At 62.0% G+C, this 18507-nt stretch carries 18 protein-coding genes; 16 read left to right on the forward strand and 2 right to left on the reverse strand.

The genetic code is table 11. The annotated features are described in order from the left end of the window. Position 1 precedes the first annotated feature (1 nt). Genes ugpA through PXK01_RS08620 form a run of 6 tightly spaced genes read left to right on the forward strand, consistent with a single transcriptional unit; the run spans position 2 to position 5423 of the window. A complete protein-coding gene (gene ugpA / locus PXK01_RS08595; protein WP_274847606.1) occupies positions 2-883 on the forward strand; it encodes a sn-glycerol-3-phosphate ABC transporter permease UgpA in 882 nt (293 codons plus the stop codon). Next, entirely contained in the window at positions 883-1731 is an 849-nt protein-coding gene (gene ugpE / locus PXK01_RS08600; protein WP_274847605.1) for a sn-glycerol-3-phosphate ABC transporter permease UgpE, read from the forward strand. The genes ugpA and ugpE overlap by 1 nt, the downstream gene beginning before the upstream one ends. Continuing rightward, on the forward strand, positions 1732-2811 hold the full coding sequence (locus PXK01_RS08605) for a sn-glycerol-3-phosphate import ATP-binding protein UgpC (RefSeq protein WP_274847604.1): 1080 nt from the start codon (positions 1732-1734) through the stop codon (positions 2809-2811). It begins immediately after the preceding gene. Between the two features lie 9 nt (positions 2812-2820). Continuing rightward, positions 2821-3723: a glycerophosphodiester phosphodiesterase family protein gene (locus tag PXK01_RS08610; RefSeq protein ID WP_274859654.1), complete on the forward strand. Its 903-nt coding sequence runs from the start codon at positions 2821-2823 to the stop codon at positions 3721-3723. Further along, positions 3720-4613: an HAD-IIA family hydrolase gene (locus PXK01_RS08615; protein ID WP_274847602.1), complete on the forward strand. Its 894-nt coding sequence runs from the start codon at positions 3720-3722 to the stop codon at positions 4611-4613. Before PXK01_RS08610 ends, PXK01_RS08615 begins: the two co-directional genes overlap by 4 nt. A 48-nt stretch (positions 4614-4661) precedes the next feature. Then, positions 4662-5423 (forward strand): DeoR/GlpR family DNA-binding transcription regulator, encoded by a 762-nt coding sequence (locus PXK01_RS08620; RefSeq protein WP_274859655.1) that lies wholly within the window; start codon positions 4662-4664, stop codon positions 5421-5423. 93 nt (positions 5424-5516) lie between these two features. On the opposite strand, the gene PXK01_RS08625 is transcribed toward PXK01_RS08620, so the two are convergent. Together PXK01_RS08625 and PXK01_RS08630 are read right to left on the reverse strand one after the other, a co-directional pair. After that, positions 5517-6767, reverse strand: coding sequence for an MFS transporter (locus tag PXK01_RS08625; protein ID WP_274859656.1), 1251 nt, complete (start codon positions 6765-6767; stop codon positions 5517-5519). Positions 6768-7104: 337 nt separating this feature from the next. After that, positions 7105-7368 carry a hypothetical protein gene (locus PXK01_RS08630; protein WP_274859657.1) on the reverse strand — a complete coding sequence of 88 codons (264 nt, stop codon included), beginning with the start codon at positions 7366-7368 and terminating at the stop codon, positions 7105-7107. Positions 7369-7446: 78 nt separating this feature from the next. Between PXK01_RS08630 and mgtE the strand changes: the two genes are divergently transcribed. From mgtE to PXK01_RS08680, 10 genes are all read left to right on the forward strand, one after another. Further along, the gene (mgtE, locus tag PXK01_RS08635) at positions 7447-8817 is read left to right on the forward strand and encodes a magnesium transporter (protein ID WP_274859658.1); all 1371 of its coding nucleotides are present in this window, start codon (positions 7447-7449) and stop codon (positions 8815-8817) included. Then, positions 8817-9311: an ATP-dependent zinc protease family protein gene (locus PXK01_RS08640; RefSeq protein WP_274859659.1), complete on the forward strand. Its 495-nt coding sequence runs from the start codon at positions 8817-8819 to the stop codon at positions 9309-9311. Before mgtE ends, PXK01_RS08640 begins: the two co-directional genes overlap by 1 nt. Further along, entirely contained in the window at positions 9308-10213 is a 906-nt protein-coding gene (gene rimK / locus PXK01_RS08645; protein WP_274859660.1) for a 30S ribosomal protein S6--L-glutamate ligase, read from the forward strand. Before PXK01_RS08640 ends, rimK begins: the two co-directional genes overlap by 4 nt. Further along, positions 10213-11256 (forward strand): succinylglutamate desuccinylase/aspartoacylase family protein, encoded by a 1044-nt coding sequence (locus PXK01_RS08650; RefSeq protein WP_274847595.1) that lies wholly within the window; start codon positions 10213-10215, stop codon positions 11254-11256. The genes rimK and PXK01_RS08650 overlap by 1 nt, the downstream gene beginning before the upstream one ends. A gap of 487 nt (positions 11257-11743) precedes the next feature. Then, on the forward strand, positions 11744-13459 hold the full coding sequence (locus PXK01_RS08655; protein WP_274859661.1) for a class I adenylate-forming enzyme family protein: 1716 nt from the start codon (positions 11744-11746) through the stop codon (positions 13457-13459). Next, complete coding sequence (locus PXK01_RS08660) at positions 13456-14754, forward strand: 3-hydroxyacyl-CoA dehydrogenase (RefSeq protein WP_274859662.1); 1299 nt, start codon at positions 13456-13458, stop codon at positions 14752-14754. The genes PXK01_RS08655 and PXK01_RS08660 overlap by 4 nt, the downstream gene beginning before the upstream one ends. A gap of 12 nt (positions 14755-14766) precedes the next feature. Beyond that, a complete protein-coding gene (locus PXK01_RS08665) occupies positions 14767-15546 on the forward strand; it encodes an enoyl-CoA hydratase-related protein (RefSeq protein ID WP_274859663.1) in 780 nt (259 codons plus the stop codon). A gap of 56 nt (positions 15547-15602) precedes the next feature. Beyond that, positions 15603-16886, forward strand: a complete 1284-nt coding sequence (locus PXK01_RS08670) for an acyl-CoA dehydrogenase family protein (RefSeq protein WP_274847709.1) — start codon at positions 15603-15605, stop codon at positions 16884-16886. A 2-nt stretch (positions 16887-16888) separates the two neighbouring features. Continuing rightward, on the forward strand, positions 16889-17662 hold the full coding sequence (locus PXK01_RS08675) for an SDR family NAD(P)-dependent oxidoreductase (protein ID WP_274847591.1): 774 nt from the start codon (positions 16889-16891) through the stop codon (positions 17660-17662). A 12-nt stretch (positions 17663-17674) separates the two neighbouring features. Then, entirely contained in the window at positions 17675-18457 is a 783-nt protein-coding gene (locus tag PXK01_RS08680; RefSeq protein ID WP_274859665.1) for an SDR family oxidoreductase, read from the forward strand. Positions 18458-18507 lie beyond the last annotated feature (50 nt).

Here is an 18507-nt window from a genome sequence, read left to right on the forward strand (position 1 = left end):
CGTGCAAAAGCGTGTCGTCTTCCGCTCCCGGCTGCTGCCCTACCTGTTAGTGCTGCCGCAAATCGCGATCACCGTCGCCTTCTTCTTCTGGCCCTCCTACCAGGCGCTGGAAAGCTCGTTCTTCATCGAAGACGCCTTTGGGTTTTCCCGCGAATGGGTCTGGCTTGAGAATTACTACGAGCTGTTTCGCGATCCGGGATATCTGAAGTCCTTCCGCACCACGCTGGTCTTTGGCTTCTCGGTGGCCTTCCTCGCCATGGCGATCTCGCTGATCCTGGCGGTGGCCGCCAACCGGGTGATCAAGGCCGCCACCGGCTACCGTACATTGCTGATCTGGCCCTATGCCGTCGCCCCCGCTCTGGCCGGGGTGATCTGGTACTTCCTGATGAACCCCTCGCTGGGCATCGTGGCCTATTGGCTCAAAGGCATCGGGGTGGAGTGGAACCACTATGTGAACGGCGATCAGGCGCTCTTGCTGGTCGTTGTCGCCGCCGCCTGGAAACAGGTGAGCTACAACTTCCTGTTCTTCCTTGCAGGCCTGCAATCGATCCCGAAATCCCTGATCGAGGCCGCCGCCATCGACCGCGCAGGCCCCATGCGCCGCTTCTGGTCGATCACCTTCCCGCTGCTCACGCCCACCACATTCTTCCTGCTGGTCGTGAACCTCGTCTACGCCTTCTTTGATACCTTCGCCCTGATCCACGCCACCACCGAGGGCGGCCCCGCCGATGCCACCTCGATCCTGGTGTTCCGGGTCTACAACACCGGCTTTATCGGGCAGGACTACGGATCCTCTGCCGCGCAATCGGTGATCCTGATGGGCATGGTGATCCTGATGACCTTCATCCAATTCCGTTACGTCGAGCGCAAGGTGCAATACTGATGGTCGAAAATCGCCCCATTCTGACGTTCCTCACCCATGCGATCCTGATCGTCGGTGTGCTGTTCCTGTGCTTCCCGGTCTGGATGGCGCTGGTTGCCTCCACCCATGGGCCCGGCGCCCTGTCGCAATCGCCTATCCCGCTCTGGTTCGGCGATCAGGCCTGGGAGAACTACTCGCAACTTCTGGCAGGTGGCCTGCCCGAGGCGGGCGGCGTGCCCATCGGCATGATGATGTTCAACAGCCTGATCATGGCGCTGGTCATCACCTTCGGCAAAATCGTCATCTCGATCCTGTCGGCCTATGCCATCGTCTATTTCCGCTTCCCCTTCCGCATGGGGTTCTTCTGGATGATCTTCATCACCCTGATGCTACCGGTCGAAGTGCGGATCCTGCCCACATTCGACGTGGTGGTGAAGATGGGCCTTCTCAATACCTACGCGGGCCTCACCATTCCGCTGATCGCCTCGGCCACGGCCACCTTCCTGTTCCGCCAGTTCTTCCTGACCATCCCGGATGAGCTGGTCGAGGCCGCCCGCATCGACCGCGCAGGGCCGATCCGCTTCTTCAAGGATATCCTGCTGCCGCTGTCGCGCACCAATATCGCGGCGCTCTTCATCATCCTCTTCATCTACGGCTGGAACCAGTATCTCTGGCCTCTGCTGATCACCACCGACGAAAGCCTCTACACCGTCGTCATGGGCATCCAGCGCATGGTCAACTCGGGCGAGGCGCTGCCGGTCTGGCACTACATCATGGGCACCGCCGTCCTTGCCATGATCCCCCCGGTTCTGGTCGTCGTTCTAATGCAAAAGCTCTTTGTCAAAGGGCTGGTCGAAAGCGAGAAATAAATGGCTACTCTCAACATCAAATCCCTGGGCAAGACCTATCCGGGCGGTGTCACCGCCGTGTCCGACGTCAACGCGGATATCGCGGATGGAGAGTTCATCGTTCTGGTCGGCCCCTCGGGCTGCGGCAAGTCCACCATCCTGCGGATGATCGCGGGCCTTGAAGGCATCACCACCGGCGACCTGCAGATCGGAGAGCGCCGGGTGAACGACCTTGAGCCGGGCGAGCGTGACATCGCCATGGTGTTCCAGAACTACGCGCTTTACCCGCATATGTCGGTGCGCGGCAACATGGAGTACGGCCTGAAAAACGAGGGCCTGCCCAAGGATCAGATCGCCACCCGCATCGCCGAGGCCGCCCGCACCCTGCGGCTGGAAGAGTATCTGGACCGCAAGCCCGCGCAGCTGTCGGGCGGGCAGCGCCAGCGGGTCGCCATGGGCCGCGCCATCGTGCGCGATCCCAAGGTGTTCCTGTTTGATGAACCTCTGTCGAACCTAGACGCCAAGCTGCGCACGCAGCTCAGGGCCGAACTGAAGGCCCTGCACCAACGTCTGGGCGCCACCTTCATCTACGTGACCCACGATCAGGTCGAAGCCATGAGCCTCGCAGACCGGATCATCATCATGAACGCAGGTCGGGTTGAACAGATCGGCACGCCGATGGATCTTTACCTGCGCCCCGCCAGCCGGTTCGTGGCCGACTTCATCGGCAGCCCCGCCATGAACGTGGTCGAGGGCACCGTGACCGAGGATCGCCGCGGCCTGCTGGTGGACGGCAGCCGCGATATCCGCTTTGCCGGTGAGATCCCCGCCAGCGCAGGGGCCAAGGTCGCCATGGGTATCCGCCCCGAACACCTGTCACTTGATGCCACGGGGGCGGCACAGTTCCACCTGGAAGTCGATTTTGTCGAACAGCTGGGCGCCGACACGGTGGTGCACGGCAAGGTCTCCGGCACCTCGGTGCCGCTGGCGGTGCGCCTCTCTGGCGTGCAGCAGCATGCCAGCGGCGAGGTGCTGGAACTGGGCTGCGGCGCCGATCAGCTGCACCTCTTCGACCTTTCCTCCGGGCAACGTTTGAACTAGGGAAGCGTGATGCAACTGCCCAAGATATTCGGCCACCGCGGCGCCCCGGACGTTCTGCCGGAAAACTCCTTGGAAGGGTTTGCGCATACCATCGCCTCGGGGGCCGACGGGATCGAGCTGGACGTGCTCCTGACCCGCGATGGCGTGCCGGTTGTCACTCATAATCACCGTCTGATGGCAGACACGACGCGCGATGCCAGCGGCGCCTTCCTGACCACGGAAGGCCCCGCCATCGGTGCGCTGACCTTTGATGAACTATGCACCTTTGACGTCGGCGGCATTCGCCCCGGATCGGAGTACGCAAAGAAACACCCGCAGCAACAGGAACTACCCGGCACCCGCGTTCCGCGCCTTTCGGAAGTGCTGGATCTGGTGGCCAAGGCGGATCGCCCCATTGATGTGCTGGTCGAGCTGAAACACGATCCCGAAGACGGATCAGAGCCAAAGCCTGCGGATTTCGTACGCGCGGCAACCGAAGTGATCGCGGCCACAGGCACCGAAGAAGCCTGCCTGATCCACGCCTTCAACTGGCAGATCCTGTCGGCCGCGCGCGACCATGCGCCGGGGTTCCGCCGCTCGCATCTGTCGATGAGCAAGACCATACACCCCAGCGGCAACCTCTACGAAGGGTCTCCCTGGCTGGATGGTGCCAGTTCCACCCCCGAGGCGATGCTGCGTGATCTGGCCGATCGGGGCGCCACGGTCTGGAGCCCGCTGTTCTGGGAACTGACACCCGACCAACGTGCCTTGGCCCGTGATCTGGGCCTGCAGGTGATGGTCTGGACCCTGCGCGGCGAAGCCGCCATCCGCAAGGGACTGGCGGCGGATGTGGACGGGGTGATCACCGACGATCCGGCACTGGCTGTGCGCCTGCGGGACGACATGCTTGCAACAGGAAACCCTGCGCAATGACCCCCGAAGAGGCCTTTGCCCGATACGAGGAAATCCGCCCGCGCCTGCCCGTCAGCAGCCGACAGGGGGCCGCCGCCCCTATCACGGGAATCGATCAGGTGATGGCACAGACGGATGCCTTCATCTTTGATGCTTACGGCGTTCTGAACGTCGGTGACCGTCCGATCCCCGGCGCGCATGAACGGGTGCAACAGCTGCGCGATGCGGGCAAGGCGCTGTTGGTGTTGACCAATGCGGCCAGCTTCACCCGCGCCCAGACGACAGAGAAATTCGCCCGCCTCGGGTTCGACTTCACCGCAGATGAGATCATCTCCAGCCGCGAGGTCTGCGAGACCTGCCTGACAGAGATTGCACCGACCGGCACCTGGGGCGTGATGGCGCCGCCGGATTTCCATCCCGAGGAACTGCCGGTGCGGGCCCTGGCCCTTGAGGACGATGCCGCCCCCTATGAGGCGGCCGATGCCTTCCTGCTGCTCAGCACGGCAGGCTGGACCGCTGCGCGCCAGTCCCTCTTGGAACAGAGCCTTGCAGCACACCCCCGCCCGGTTGTGGTCGCCAACCCCGATCTGGTCGCCCCGCGCGAAACGGGTCTGACGCTGGAGCCCGGATACTATGGCCACGCCCTGCAGGATCGCCTCGGGATCCCCCCGGTGTTTCACGGAAAACCCTTCCCGTCGGTCTATGAGGCGGCCCAGGCGCGCCTTGGTGACATAGCGCCGCAGAGGATCACCATGGTTGGCGACACGCTGCACACCGATGTGATAGGGGCGCAGGCACAGGGCTGGAACACCGCCCTGATCACAGACCACGGATTGTTTGCCGGCCACGATGTCACCGGCTTCATCCGGCAGAGCGAGATTACCCCGGATTGGATCGCGCCGTCGATCTGACCCAACTGCGGGAAGAATGGGGCGGCGACAGCAGGAACGGAAGCCGGAATGAGCGACCTCAACGACCGCCAACGCCAGATCATGGAGCAGCTGCGCGCCTCCGGGCAGCAGTCGATCAACGCGCTGGCCAGCGATTTCGGCGTCGCCACCCAGACCATCCGCCGCGATATCAATGATCTTTGCGATCAGGGGCTGGCGCGGCGCGTCCATGGCGGTGTGGCGCCGCCGTCGAACCCGCTGAACCTGAACTTCCATGCCCGCGCAACGCTGAACGAAGACCGCAAACGCGCCATTGCGGCAGCGGCGGCGGCGCTGATCCCCGAAGGCTCAACCGTTCTTCTGGGCATCGGCACCACGGTGCAATATGTGGCCGAGGCGCTGGTCCAGACACCCGACATCACCATCGTCACCAACAATCTCGAGGTGGCGCGCCTGATGTGCAATGCGCCCTCCTGCGATGTGCATGTGGTGGCCGGGCAACTGCGCCCCGAAGACCGCGATCTGGTCGGCACCTCGGCGCTGGAGGGCTACCGGCGCTTTGTTGCGGATTTTGGCGTGATCGGCGCCGGTGCGCTGGATCCGGAGTTTGGCATTCTCGACTTCAAACAGTTCGACGCCGAAGTCAGCAACGCCATCCGGGCCAGTGCACGGCAGATGCTGCTGGTCTCGGACCACAGCAAATGGGGTCGCACCGCCGCCCACCGGGTTGCCGGGTTCGATGCGATGGACCATTTCATCACTGACCGTCTGCCCGAGGGGATGGAGTGGTCCGGCCCGCCGGTGACCCGCACCAGCCGCGACTCGCTTTAGAAATAATGCCCTTGGGGGTGCGCCTCTGAGACACGGCATTGGCGCAGGCAGGCAGCCACCTCGTTTCGTAGGCAGCTCACGACCTTGCCCAGCTTACGCAGCCACGCTCCCCAGCGGGCGTTCGCGCACCGGCAGGTGCACGATGGCGCTGAAGGCACCGACGGCGACACCGATCCACCACACGAAGGTGTAGTCGCCATAGGTGTCATACATCCGCCCACCGAGCCAGACGCCCAGGAAACTGCCCAGCTGGTGGCTGAAGAAGACGATCCCGTAAAGCGTCCCCATGTAGCGCAGCCCGTAGATATGCGCGACCAGGCCAGAGGTCAGCGGCACCGTGGCCAGCCACAAAGAGCCCATGACGATGGAGAAGACGATCACCGTTGTGGGCGTGATCGGCACCATGATGAAGGCCGCCGCCGCGATGGTCCGCCCGGCATAGATTGCCGCCAGCAGGTATTTCTTGGAGTACCGCTTGCCCAGGTAGCCCGCCAACAGGGTGCCGCCCACATTGGCCGCGCCGATCAGCGAAATCGCAACCGCGCCCAGCGCAGAGGTCGAGGTGATCCCGATGCTGTAAAGCGCGCCGCCCGGCAGGATGGGCCCGCACATCTCGGTGACAAAGGCCGGGAAATGCGCGGTGACAAAGGCCAGCTGATAGCCGCAGCTGAAAAATCCGAGGAAGATCAGCGTATAGGAGGGATCCTTGAAGGCCTTGATCAGGATTGCGCCCATGCTTTCTTCCAGCTCGGATTTGCTGGCCATGTCAGGCGCGCGCATCAGCGGCAGCGTCAGGATCAGCGTCAGCACAACGCCTGCAAAGACCAGGAACACCGTCTGCCAGGTGAGGAAGGTCAGCATCCATTCCGCCCAGGGCGCGCCAAAGATCTGCCCGGCAGACCCCGCTGCGGTGACAATCGCCAGCGACATCGAGCGGTTGTCGTCCGAGCTCGCCCGCCCCACGACCGCCAGCACCACGCCAAAGCCCGTACCCGCAATGCCAAAGCCAACGAGCCAAGCATAGGCCTGATGCTCGATCGGCGTCGAGGACCCGGCGCTCAGCACCAGACCCGCCGCATAGACCAAAGCGCCCAGGATGATGGCCTTGCGATCACCGATCTTCTCGGCCAGAGCGCCAAAGATCGGCTGACCGATGCCCCAGGCCAGGTTCTGGATCGCGATGGCCAGAGAGAATTCCGTGCGCAGCCAGCCGAACTCTTCGGCGATGGGGATCTGGAACACCCCGAAGGAGGCGCGCACCGCAAAGCTCACCATGATGATCACGCAGCCCACGATCAAGACCGGGGTGAACAAGGGTGTCTTCTGTGCTTCTGCGCCGCTCATGCCGGGTCCTTTCAAATCAGAAGTGCGACGTTATGCATTGCGGCGCCGCCGTCAATTCAAGAAATCTGCGCAGTCACATAAGGAAAATTGATGTGAGGGTGCAGGGGGGCTTTTGAAGCTGCCGGTGCCATTTCCGGTTTGGTCTTCCAGATCGCCCTACCCGTCTTCGCCGGGATACGGTGCATTCCCACACGTAATGAAAGGAGAGCCCACGGAACTTGCCGCAAGTGAAGAATGCCCCTCAAACCCCGAGGCTAGGCCTTCACCGCCAGCGGACGCAAGACGCTCAGATGACGTGGGTTCGCAGCCAGTGGCATAGGATGAATGGGTCCTGAGCCTAAAGCGCCTCCTTGCTGACCCTCCGATAATTCACGAATGAATTGACGCTCATCACAACAAAGAAGCTGTCCATGTCGATCAAGACATACCCCAGCTCGAACAGTGCCCGCGATATTGCGATCCGGTCTTCTGGATAGAGACGCCGACGCCCCATCAATTCCCTGAGCAGTTTTTCCGGGATCCGATATCGCCCGGAAGCCTTGCCTCCGAACTGTTGCGTATAGAGATCGGCCAGCTTCGCGGCGGTTTCATCGTGTCTCACAGCATATCCGTTATTTTTTTTCAGCTATGGACAAAATATAATCTGCTATGTAGGGAGAGGCAACAGGAAAGGAAGCACATGCTGGACATTGAGAGCACAGAAGCGGACGCCATCGTCGGCGCAGCCATTCGCGCGGCGATTGCCGAGAATGACGCAGCGCGTCTGGCGGAACTCCTTGACCCCTTGCCTTACAGCGAGGCGCTTCGAGAGCTTTTGTCGCTGTCTCCAGAAGAGCGCGACAGCGTTCTGGCGCTGGTCCCTTCGGAATTGGCTGCAGAGCTGATCGAGGAGGCGCCGGACGAGATGGCGGCCGAATTGGTCGAACGTCTTGAGCCGGAACGGGCAGCGGAAATCCTTGAAGAGCTGGATTCGGATGTTCAGGCCGATGTCATCGCCGAGATGGATGTCGAAGACGCCGAGGCGGTCCTTTCGGAAATGGATGCCGAAGACGCTGCGGATATCCGCAAGCTGGCCGCCTATGATTACGATTGCGCCGGCGGCTTGATGATGGCCGAGGTGTTCCGCTTCTCCGACGCGGATACGGTTGGCAAGGTCCTGCGTGCGCTGGCCTCGGAAGAGGACGATTTCGAACGGTATCGTGGTCAGCATCCGTATATCACGGATGAAGGCGGCCGCCCGGTGGGGGTGGTGTCTCTGCGCGGGCTTCTGACCGCCAAACGCAGCGCGCCGCTGACCGATATCATGACCGTTCCTCTGACGGTCAACGTCGACACGCCTCTGGATCAACTGGAGGACATATTTGACGAACATCCCTTCCTCGGCGTTCCCGTCGTGGATGCGGAGGGTATTCTTGTCGGCGTGGTGTCACGATCCGCCCTTGCCGAAGCCGTGCTGGAGCGCAGTGAGAGCGAAAGCCTGAAACGGCAGGGTGTTGTCGGCGATGAGCTGCGATCAATGCCGCTATGGCTGCGGTCCCGCCGTCGCCTGGCCTGGCTTTCGGCCAACATCGTTTTGAACATCATCGCTGCCAGCGTGATCTCGGCCTATGAAGAAACGCTGACCGCGGTCATCGCGCTCGCCATCTTCCTGCCGATGGTTTCGGATATGAGCGGCTGTTCCGGGAACCAGGCGGTCGGGGTGACCATGCGCGAACTGAGCCTCGGTCTGGTTCGCCCGATTGACGCGATGCGGGTCTGGCTCAAGGAAGTATCTGTCGGGGTCATCAACGGGATCGCGCTGGGTGTGCTGATCGGCATGGTGGCCTGGATCTGGAAAGGCAACCCGGCCCTGGGTGTGGTGATCGGTGCGGCGCTCGCGCTCAACACCATTCTGGCGGTCTCAATCGGGGGTGTGGTGCCCTTGCTGCTGAAACGCGTTGGACAGGATCCGGCCGCCGCAAGCGGCCCGCTGCTGACAACGATAACGGATATGGCTGGGTTCTTCTTCGTCCTCAGCTTTGCAACCCTCATGATGCCATGGCTTGTATGATGATGCTTGACCTCGAAAAGAAACCCGCCCGCAAGAAGACTGCTCCAGCCGTGATTGGCTGGATGGAGATGGCGAGCCTGCCGCTTCTGGGCCTGAACAAGATCAAGGCGAAGATCGATACCGGCGCCCGTACCACGGCCCTGCACGCGACCGAAATCGAGGAGTTTGAACGGGATGGTGTGCCCTGGGTGCGTTTTTGCACCCAGATTTCGGAGCATCTGCCCGTCAGCCGCATCGAGGCCCCCTATCATACGAACCGGGCCATCAAGAACACCAGTGGCATCCCCGAGGATCGCTATATCATTCACACCCGCCTGCAGCTGGGCAAACGGCAGTGGATGATTGACCTGTCGATCACGGACCGCAGCAATATGACTTTTCCGATGATCATCGGGCGCGCGGCGCTCAAGGATCACAACATAGCCGTACACACCCGCAAAACCTATCAGATCACCGAACCTCCGCAGGAGCGACGTAGAAAGGACTACCTATGAAAATTGCAATGTTGGCACGTAACCCCAAACTCTATTCGCACAAACGCCTCAAGGAAGCGGCGGAAGAACGTGGGCATCAGCTGGATATCATCGACACGCTGCGATGCTACATGAACATCGCATCGCGTCGTCCGGAAATCTATTACAACGGCGAGAAGCTGGAAGGCTATGACGCGGTGATCCCGCGGATCGGCGCATCGGTCACCTTCTACGGCACCGCCGTGTTGCGCCAGTTCGAGATGATGGGGGTCTACCCGCTGAACGAAAGCGTGGCGATTGGACGCTCGCGGGACAAGCTGCGCTCCATGCAGTTGATGGCACGGGACGGGATCGGCCTGCCGGTCACCACCTTCGCCCATGACGCCAAGCAGACCGAAGAGGTGCTGGCGCTGGCCGGTGAGGCGCCGCTGGTGATCAAGCTGCTGGAAGGCACCCAGGGTCTTGGCGTGGTTCTGGCCGATACCAACCGATCCGCCAAATCCGTGTTCGAAGCCTTCCGCGCGACCAATACCAATATCCTGATCCAGGAGTTCATCAAGGAAGCCGGCGGCACCGACATCCGGGCCATCGTGATCGGTGGCAAGGTAATCGCCGCGATGAAACGGACCGGCGCAGAGGGCGAGTTCCGCTCGAACCTGCACCGCGGTGGTTCCGCGCAGATCGTCAAACTCTCCGCCGAGGAGCGTGCAACAGCGATACGCGCCGCGAAATCCATGGGCCTCAATGCCTGCGGCGTCGACATGCTGCGCGCCAATCACGGTCCGGTCATCATGGAGGTGAACTCCTCGCCCGGTCTTGAAGGCGTGGAAAACGCAACAGGGCTTGATATTGCCGGCAAGATGATCGAATTCCTCGAGAAGAACGCCGCCAAGGGCACCACACGGACAAAGGGCAAAGGCTGATGGTCCGGCGCACCCCATTCGAGATCGCGGGCAGGACTATCGAAGCCGGCAGCCGCCGCACGGTGGATTTGCCGGTCAGCGTCCTGTCCGACCACACCCCGATCTCGATGTCTGTGCATGTCATCCACGGGAAAAAGCCAGGTCCCACCATGTTCGTCAGTGGTGGGATCCATGGCGATGAGGTCATCGGGGTCGAGATCATCCGGCGGGTACTGGCGTCGAAATCGATGAAAACGCTTGCGGGCACCCTGCTGGCCGTGCCGATCGTGAATGCCTATGGCCTGATCAATCACTCGCGCTACCTGCCCGACCGCCGTGATCTCAACCGTGTCTTTCCGGGCAGCCAGACGGGCTCTTTGGCAGCCCGCCTCGCCCACCGGTTCCTGACCGAGATCGTCGGACGTTCTGAACTGGGCATCGACCTTCACTCGGCGGCCATCCATCGCACGAACTACCCCCAGGTGCGCATTTCTCCCGACGATCCGGAGATGGAGGCCTTGGCCAACGTCTTTGGCGCGCCTGTCATCATGAAATCTCCCCTGCGGGATGGATCGCTCAGGGGAGAGGCCAAGAAAATCGGCAAACCGATCCTGCTCTATGAGGCGGGTGAGGGTCTGCGTTTTGATGAATTCTCCATTCGCGCCGGGGTCGCAGGCGTCCTGCGTGTCATGAACCACAGGGGCATGATCTCGAAACGCGGCGTGTCCTCCGCCAAGGCGGCGCCGCAATTCTGCCTGTCCAGCAAATGGCTCCGCGCCCCGATGGGCGGGCTGTTGCGCATCTTCAAAAGCGACGGCTCGCTGGTGCGCCAGGGTGAGGTTCTTGCGGTGGTCTCCGACCCCTTTGGCGAAAAGGAAATGGAGGTCCGAGCCCCCTTCTCCGGCATCATCGTCGGGCGCGCAGTCATGCCGATCGTCAATGAGGGAGACGCCGTTTTCCACATCGGCCGGGTCAAGTCCGTCGCCACGGCAGAGGGTGCGGTGGAGGATCTTGAAAGCCAGCTCGAAGATGACCCGATGTTTGACGAAGATGAGATCATCTAGGCTCAGGAGCCATCACCCCTACGCCACTGGCACCAAATCCACAAAATATCAGGGGCTGCGCGCAAGCCGCGGATAGCGACCTGTTCGCAAGCGCGACATGCCACTGACAGGGCGTGGATTTGGTGACCGGCAGTTTTGCCGGGACGTCCACCTGACCACCATCAACACTCTGAAATAAAACGCCATTACAGCAGAACTGCGCGTATCCTGACTGCGATACCGTCAGACTGCTGGCGCAGGATGAGCAGATCCGCCCCCCAAGCCGGTCAAGGCGAAATCATCCCTTTCGACGGCCAATACAGGCCATTTTGTAAAATTACGTTCCGGCATGCGGTATTGCTCGCGAATGCCTTCCGCTCTTAACCTTCCGTAAGGAAAGGCGCCTTGTTCAGCCCCCCGGCAGGATTCGGCGTCTCAGGGAGGAAGTCATGAATAGAGTGCATTACCCGCTTTGTTGCGGAACCTTGGGGCTGTTGTGATGTCGGGCATGTCAGTCGACGAAGCAGCCGCTCATGTGACGGCAACGGAACCGGTTTTCGAAGTCACCGAAACGGATATTCGCGGCACGCGATACCGGGTTTTCAAAAACATTCCCGCCAATGTCCCCGCCCTGCTGCCAGCCAGCCGGGAGGCGCAGGAAAACGGGGCCGCCGAATACCTGGTCTTCAAGGACGAACGCTGGACATATGATGCCTTCTGTTCCGACGTGAACCGGCTCGCGCGGGCGCTGCGCGATGAACTGGGCGTCACGCCAGGGCAACCCGTCGCCATTGCCATGCGCAACTACCCCGAACTTCTGATACTGATCATGGCGATCTCTTCCATCGGCGGCGTGGTGGTGTTCCTCAACGCCTGGTGGACAACGGAGGAGCTCGATTACGCCCTTGCGGACAGCGGCGCGACACTGGTGTTTGCCGACGCCCCCCGGCTGGAGCGTTTGGCCCCTCTGCAAGACACCTTCGGCCTGAACCTGATCGGGGTGCGCGATGGTGAGGGGCAGACCGGCCTGTCATACTCCGCCCTGCGCAACCGGATCAAAGATGACAGCTGGCCGGACCATCCGATTGACCCGGAGAGCGATTTCGCAATCATGTACTCCTCGGGCACCACCGGCCATCCCAAGGGCGTGGTGCAGACCCACCGCGGGGCCGTGAACGCGGTCTTTACCTGGTTGATGCAGGCGGTGATGGCACCGCTGATCGACCCGCCCGAACCGGATGCGCCAGAAGCACCACGGCCATCGGTCCTGGTGGTGACGCCGCTGTTTCACGTCACAGCGACGCATCCGATGTTCCTGCTGAGCCTGCCCGCCGGGGCAAAGCTCGCACTGCTTTACAAGTGGGATGCAGAAGAGGCCGTCCGGGTGATCAACCGCGAACAGATCACCCGTTTCCTGGGGGTTCCGACACAATCGGCGGACCTGATGCATGCCTCCGAAAAATTAGGGATCGACCTGCCCTCGCTCGATTTCCTGGGATCTGGCGGCGCCAAGCGCCCCGCCGCACAGGTGGCACGACTGGCGAAACGCTTTCCCAATGCGAAACCGGCCACCGGCTGGGGCATGACCGAAACGAATGCCATCGGCATCGGGGCCGTGGGCGACGAATACATCGAAAGGCCGAACACCGCCGGACGGCTTTATCCCCCCCTGCAGGAGGTCAAGTTCCTTGATGACGACGGCAATCCGGTCCCGGTTGGCAGCATCGGAGAGATCACCGTCAAAAGCCCCTGCAACATGCGCTGCTACCTGAACAAGCCGGAGGCCACCGCAGAGGTTCTTCAGGACGGCTGGCTGCGCACCGGCGACATGGGCATGATCGACGAAGACGGCTTCATCACCATCATGGACCGCAAGAAGAACATCATCATCCGCGGCGGCGAAAACATCGCCTGTCTGGATGTCGAAGGCGCGTTGCACCGGCATCCGGAGGTGATCGAAGCCTGCGCCTTTCCCGTTCCTCACGACCGGTTGGGAGAGATCGTCGGCGCGGGTGTGCAATTGCGCGCGGGCTCGCAGCTGACAGAGGCCGACCTGCAGGCCTTTCTGGCCGAGCATATCGCGGCCTTCAAGATCCCCCAACATATCTGGTTCCGTGACAGCCCCCTGCCCCGGGGCGCCACGGACAAGCTCGATCAACGCGGCTTGCGCCGCGAATGCCTGGAACTGTTGCAGGCAAAGACCTCGGAAAAGGACATGACATGACACACCCAACTCAGGAAGAGATTGGAACCTATATCGCGGCGGCGGGCGAAGCGGCCTGGACGGTTCCCGGGTTGGCCCCTGATCTGGAAAAGCGCCCCGTGCGCACCGTCGGCATCATTGGCGCGGGCACCATGGGCGGCGGGATCGCGATGAATTTCGCCACCGCCGGCTATCCGGTCAAGATCGTCGAAACCACCCAGGAGGCTCTGGATCGCGGGTTGGCGGTGGTGCGTGGCAACTATCAGCGCAGCGCCGACAAGGGCCGTTTCCCGCAGGACGAGGTCGAAGCCCGCATGGGCCGGTTCGACGGCCGCTTGTCGATGCAGGACCTGGCCGATTGCGACCTGGTGATCGAGGCAGTGTTCGAGAACATGGAGCTGAAGAAGAAGATCTTCACCGAGCTCGACCGGGTGATGAAACCCGGCGCGATCCTTGCGACCAATACCTCGGCCCTGGACATCGACGAGATCGCCAGCGTCACGCAACGGCCGCAGGATGTGATCGGTCTGCATTTCTTCTCGCCTGCCAACGTGATGAAGCTGCTGGAGATCGTCCGCGCCGACAAGACGGCGAAAGACGTCGTGGCAACCTGCATGTCCCTGGCCAGGGACATTAACAAGATCGCCACTCTGGTCGGCGTCTGCCCGGGTTTCGTGGGCAACCGCATCCTCTTTGCTCGCCAGATCCAGGCCAACAAGCTGGTCTACAAGGGCATCCTGCCCTGGGACGTGGATGCGGCGCTGAACGCCTTCGGGTTCAAGATGGGCCCCTTCCAGATGTCCGATCTTGCCGGGCTGGATATCGGCTGGTCCAAGGGGGCAAAGACCGACAACCCGATCCGCGACGCGCTATGCGAAATGGACCGGCGCGGCCAGAAGACGAAAGCAGGGTTTTATGACTACGACGCTGCGCGCACGCCTATCCCCTCGCCCGTGACCGAACAGATCATCAAGGACATCACCGGCGCCGAACCTGCCCGCATGTCGCAGGACGAGATCATCGAGACCTGTATCTACCCGATGATCAACGAGGCCCTGAAGATCCTTGAGGAAAACAAGGCCCAGCGCCCCTCGGACATCGATGTGGTCTGGCTGAACGGCTATGGCTGGCCCGCCGACAAGGGCGGCCCGATGTTTTACGCCGATATGGTCGGCGCAAAGGCGATCCTTGCGCGCATGGAAACCCTGGGCGCAGAGGATCCGGACTTTGCCCCTGCACAGACCCTGCGGGATCTGGCCGCCAATGGCGGGAAATTCACCGAACTGGATTTGGGCGGCCTCAAGACTGGCGCATAAAGGAACGAAACCATGAGCTATGAATTTATCACGACCGAAAGGCGCGGAAACATCCTGCTGGTCACGATGAACCGGCCGGAAGTCTACAACGCCGTGAATGCCGAGATGCATCAGGAGATGAGCGATTGCTGGGACGCCTTCGCCGCGGATGACGACCTCTGGGTTGCGGTGCTTACCGGGGCGGGCGACAAGGCTTTCACTGCGGGCAACGACCTCAAGGCCACCGCTTCGGGGGGCAACAAGAAGGGGCTGCCCGCCTCCGGCTTTGCCGGGCTGTCCTCGCGGTTTGACCTGGAAAAGCCGATCATCGCGGCGGTCAACGGCTTTGCCATGGGCGGCGGCTTTGAAACCGCCCTGTCCTGCGACATCATCCTGGCTTCCGAGAACGCCAAGTTTGCCCTGCCCGAGGTGAAGGTCGGCTTTTTCGCCTCTGCCTCCGGCGTGCAGCGCCTGTCGCGCTATATCGGGCGACTGGCCGCGCAGGAAATGATGATCACCGGTCGCACCATCCTGGCCGACGAAGCCCTGACGCTTGGATGCGTGAACGAGGTGCTGCCCCATGACCGCCTCATGGATCGGGCCTTCGAACTGGCAGACCAGATCTGTTCTGTCTCGCCCTCATCGGTGAAGGCCACCAAGCGGATCCTGAACAGCATGGCTGTGGCCGAAGGCCTGCCGGAAAGCCTGAACTATTCCCGCGTGGTACAGGCCGATCTGGCAAAGACCGAAGATTTCAAGGAAGGCGTGCAGGCCTTCGTGGAAAAACGCAAGCCCAACTGGGTGAACCGCTGATTTGATACACTGGTCCGGGAGGCCGATTTATGACTGATAACACTGCAAAACTGGACATGAACAACCTGGAAATGTCCGACAAGGCCAAGCCGCTCTACGAGGCGGTGGTCAAGCATATCCGCGAAAACGTGGATCCGATCACGGCAGAGTTCTTTGCCCTGGGCGAGGGACGCAAGGATCGCTGGTCCTATGCACCGGGCCAGCTTGAACTGCTGGAAGGGGCAAAGCAGAAAGCCCGCGAGGCCGGGCTCTGGAACTTCTTCCTGCCCAACGCGGAAACCGGCGAGGGCCTGGCCAACCTGGACTACGCCTATATTGCTGCCGAACTGGGCAAGAGCCCGCTGGCCCCCGAAAGCCTGAACTGTTCGGCGCCGGACACCGGCAACATGGAGGTGCTGGAACGGATCGGCACGCGCGAACAGAAGGACCGCTGGCTGAAGCCACTGCTCGCCGGGGAGATCCGCTCGGCCTTTGCCATGACCGAACCGAATGTCGCCTCCTCGGATGCCAAGAACATCTCGACCAGCGCGGTTCTGGAAAACGGTGAATGGGTCATCAATGGCGAGAAATACTACATTTCCGGTGCCGGCGATCCCCGCTGCAAGATCATGATCGTGATGGTCAAGACCTCGCCCGATGCCGAAACATTCCGCCAGCAGAGCCAGATCCTGGTGCCGATGGATGCCCCCGGCGTCGAGATCCTTGGCCCGATGCATGTCTTTGGCCATGACGACGCGCCGCACGGGCATATGCATATCCGCTTCAACAATGTCCGCGTGCCGGAGGAAAACATCCTGTGGGCCGAGGGCAAGGGCTTTGAAATCTCGCAGCTGCGGCTTGGGCCGGGGCGGATTCACCACTGCATGCGCTCTATCGGGCAGGCGGAAAAAGCCCTTGATCTGCTGCTGGAGCGCGCCATCAACCGCGAGGCCTTTGGCAAGCGCATCGTCGATCTGGGCAAGAACATGGAAACCGTCAGCCGGATGCGAATCGACATCGAGGCAATGCGCCTGATGGTGCTGAAGGCGGCCAAGGCGATGGATACGCTTGGCAACAAGGAAGCCCGCATCTGGGTCAGCATGATCAAGGCCATGGTGCCCGAAAAGGCCTGCGAGATCATCGACAAGGCGATGCAGGTGCATGGCGCGACGGGGCTGTCGCAATGGTCGCCGCTGTCGGGCATGTACACCGGTCAGCGCACCCTGCGGTTTGCCGATGGTCCCGATGAGGTACACCATCACGTGGTCGCCCGCGCCGAGGTCCAGTCCTATCTCAACTCCAACGAACGCCAGGCCAATGCATCGCCCGAGATGCACGGCAAGGTCTTCTCGGGTCCGTGATCATGAGCAAGCTGTTTGATCTGACCGGCAAGGTCGCGGTGCTGACCGGGGCCTCCAAGGGGATGGGGCTGGCGATGGCCACCGGCCTGGCCGAACATGGTGCCAAGGTCGTCATCTCCGCGCGCAAGCAGGATCAGCTGGATGCTGCCGCCGCGCAAATCAATGAAACCGTTGGCGCCGAGCGCGCCATCGGGATCGCCTGCAATATCGGCTACAAGGAGCAGCTCGAAGCCCTGGTGACGCAGACGCGCGAGAAGCTGGGTGCGATCGACGTCGTTGTCGGCAATGCCGGGGTGAACCCCTATTACGGGGTGACCTCGGAAATTCCCGACGACGCCTATGAGAAAACCATGCAGGCCAATGTGCAATCCAACCTCTGGCTGGCCCAGCTGGTCGCCCCCGACATGGTTGCCAAGGGCAGCGGCTCGATGATGTTCACCTCCTCCATCGGCGCCTTCAAGCCCTCGGTGATGCTGGGTACCTACGGCATGTCCAAGCTCGCCCTGATCGGGCTGGTGCGCAATCTGGCGGCGGAATTCGGCCCCAAGGGGCTGCGTTTCAATGCCATCTGCCCCGGGCTGGTCCGCACCGATTTCGCCCGCGAACTGTGGGACAATCCCGAGGTCGAGGAACGCATCCGCAAGGACATTCCCCTGCGCCGCCTGGGGGAGCCGGAGGATTTCGCGGGTGTCGCGGTCTATCTGGCATCGGACGCCAGCAAATACATGACCGGGCAGGCCCTGACCGTCTGCGGCGGTTCGAACATGTGGACATGAGGGGCTGAGCACATGGAACTCAAGGACAAGATCATCGTGGTAACCGGTGCCGCCAGCGGCATCGGGCGGGCCATGGCGCTGCGCTTTGCCGAGGAAGGCGCGAAAAAGATCGTTTGCGCAGACATCAACCTCGAAGGCGCCCAGGCGACCGCGGATCAGGTCAATGGCGTCGCCCATGCGGTCAACGTCGCTGTCGAGGCTGAAATCGCCGGTCTGATCGAGCGGGTGGAAACCGAGATCGGACCGATCGACCTGTTCTGCTCGAACGCCGGTATCCTGATGGCTGGCGGCGTCGAGGTTCCCGATGCGGACTGGCAGCGCATCTGGGACATCAACGTCATGGCCCATGTCTGGGCCGCACGGCACCTTGTGCCGCGCATGAGCGCGCGCGGCGGTGGCTATCTGCTGAACACCGCCTCGGCCGCGGGGCTGCTCAACCAGGTCGGATCTGCGCCCTACGGCGTTACCAAACACGCCGCCGTCGGCTTGGCCGAATGGCTGGCCCTGACCTATGGCGATCAGGGGATCAAGGTCTCGGTGCTGTGCCCGCAGGCCGTGCGCAGCGAGATGACGCGCGGCCATGAAGAGGGCGTTGCCGCGATGGACGGCATGCTTGAACCGGAACCGGTTGCCGAAGCCTGCGTGCAGACGATCCGGGAAGAGAGCTTTCTGGTCCTGCCCCACCCAGAGGTGCTCGGCTACATGCGCAAGAAGACCGAGAATTACGACCGCTGGATCGGCGGCATGCGCAAGCTGAACCGCATGTTCGGCGGCTCTTTCAAGCGCGAGTCATAACGACTTGCGATGTGGATGATCTTTGCGGCAGCGCCAGCCTATCGTTGGCG

The organism is Phaeobacter sp. PT47_59 (assembly GCF_028890025.1).
In the GTDB taxonomy this organism is placed as follows: Bacteria; Pseudomonadota; Alphaproteobacteria; order Rhodobacterales; family Rhodobacteraceae; genus Phycobacter.

Bases quoted from the DNA above. Each gene is read 5' to 3' on its own strand.
- ugpE (WP_274847605.1), top strand. From the start codon at position 883: ATGGTCGAAAATCGCCCCATTCTGACGTTCCTCACCCATGCGATCCTG.
- PXK01_RS08605 (WP_274847604.1), top strand. From the start codon at position 1,732: ATGGCTACTCTCAACATCAAATCCCTGGGCAAGACCTATCCGGGCGGT.
- PXK01_RS08610 (WP_274859654.1), top strand. From the start codon at position 2,821: ATGCAACTGCCCAAGATATTCGGCCACCGCGGCGCCCCGGACGTTCTG.
- PXK01_RS08615 (WP_274847602.1), top strand. From the start codon at position 3,720: ATGACCCCCGAAGAGGCCTTTGCCCGATACGAGGAAATCCGCCCGCGC.
- PXK01_RS08620 (WP_274859655.1), top strand. From the start codon at position 4,662: ATGAGCGACCTCAACGACCGCCAACGCCAGATCATGGAGCAGCTGCGC.
- PXK01_RS08625 (WP_274859656.1), bottom strand. From the start codon at position 6,767: ATGAGCGGCGCAGAAGCACAGAAGACACCCTTGTTCACCCCGGTCTTG.
- mgtE (WP_274859658.1), top strand. From the start codon at position 7,447: ATGCTGGACATTGAGAGCACAGAAGCGGACGCCATCGTCGGCGCAGCC.
- PXK01_RS08640 (WP_274859659.1), top strand. From the start codon at position 8,817: ATGATGCTTGACCTCGAAAAGAAACCCGCCCGCAAGAAGACTGCTCCA.
- rimK (WP_274859660.1), top strand. From the start codon at position 9,308: ATGAAAATTGCAATGTTGGCACGTAACCCCAAACTCTATTCGCACAAA.
- PXK01_RS08650 (WP_274847595.1), top strand. From the start codon at position 10,213: ATGGTCCGGCGCACCCCATTCGAGATCGCGGGCAGGACTATCGAAGCC.
- PXK01_RS08655 (WP_274859661.1), top strand. From the start codon at position 11,744: ATGTCAGTCGACGAAGCAGCCGCTCATGTGACGGCAACGGAACCGGTT.
- PXK01_RS08660 (WP_274859662.1), top strand. From the start codon at position 13,456: ATGACACACCCAACTCAGGAAGAGATTGGAACCTATATCGCGGCGGCG.
- PXK01_RS08665 (WP_274859663.1), top strand. From the start codon at position 14,767: ATGAGCTATGAATTTATCACGACCGAAAGGCGCGGAAACATCCTGCTG.
- PXK01_RS08670 (WP_274847709.1), top strand. From the start codon at position 15,603: ATGAACAACCTGGAAATGTCCGACAAGGCCAAGCCGCTCTACGAGGCG.
- PXK01_RS08675 (WP_274847591.1), top strand. From the start codon at position 16,889: ATGAGCAAGCTGTTTGATCTGACCGGCAAGGTCGCGGTGCTGACCGGG.
- PXK01_RS08680 (WP_274859665.1), top strand. From the start codon at position 17,675: ATGGAACTCAAGGACAAGATCATCGTGGTAACCGGTGCCGCCAGCGGC.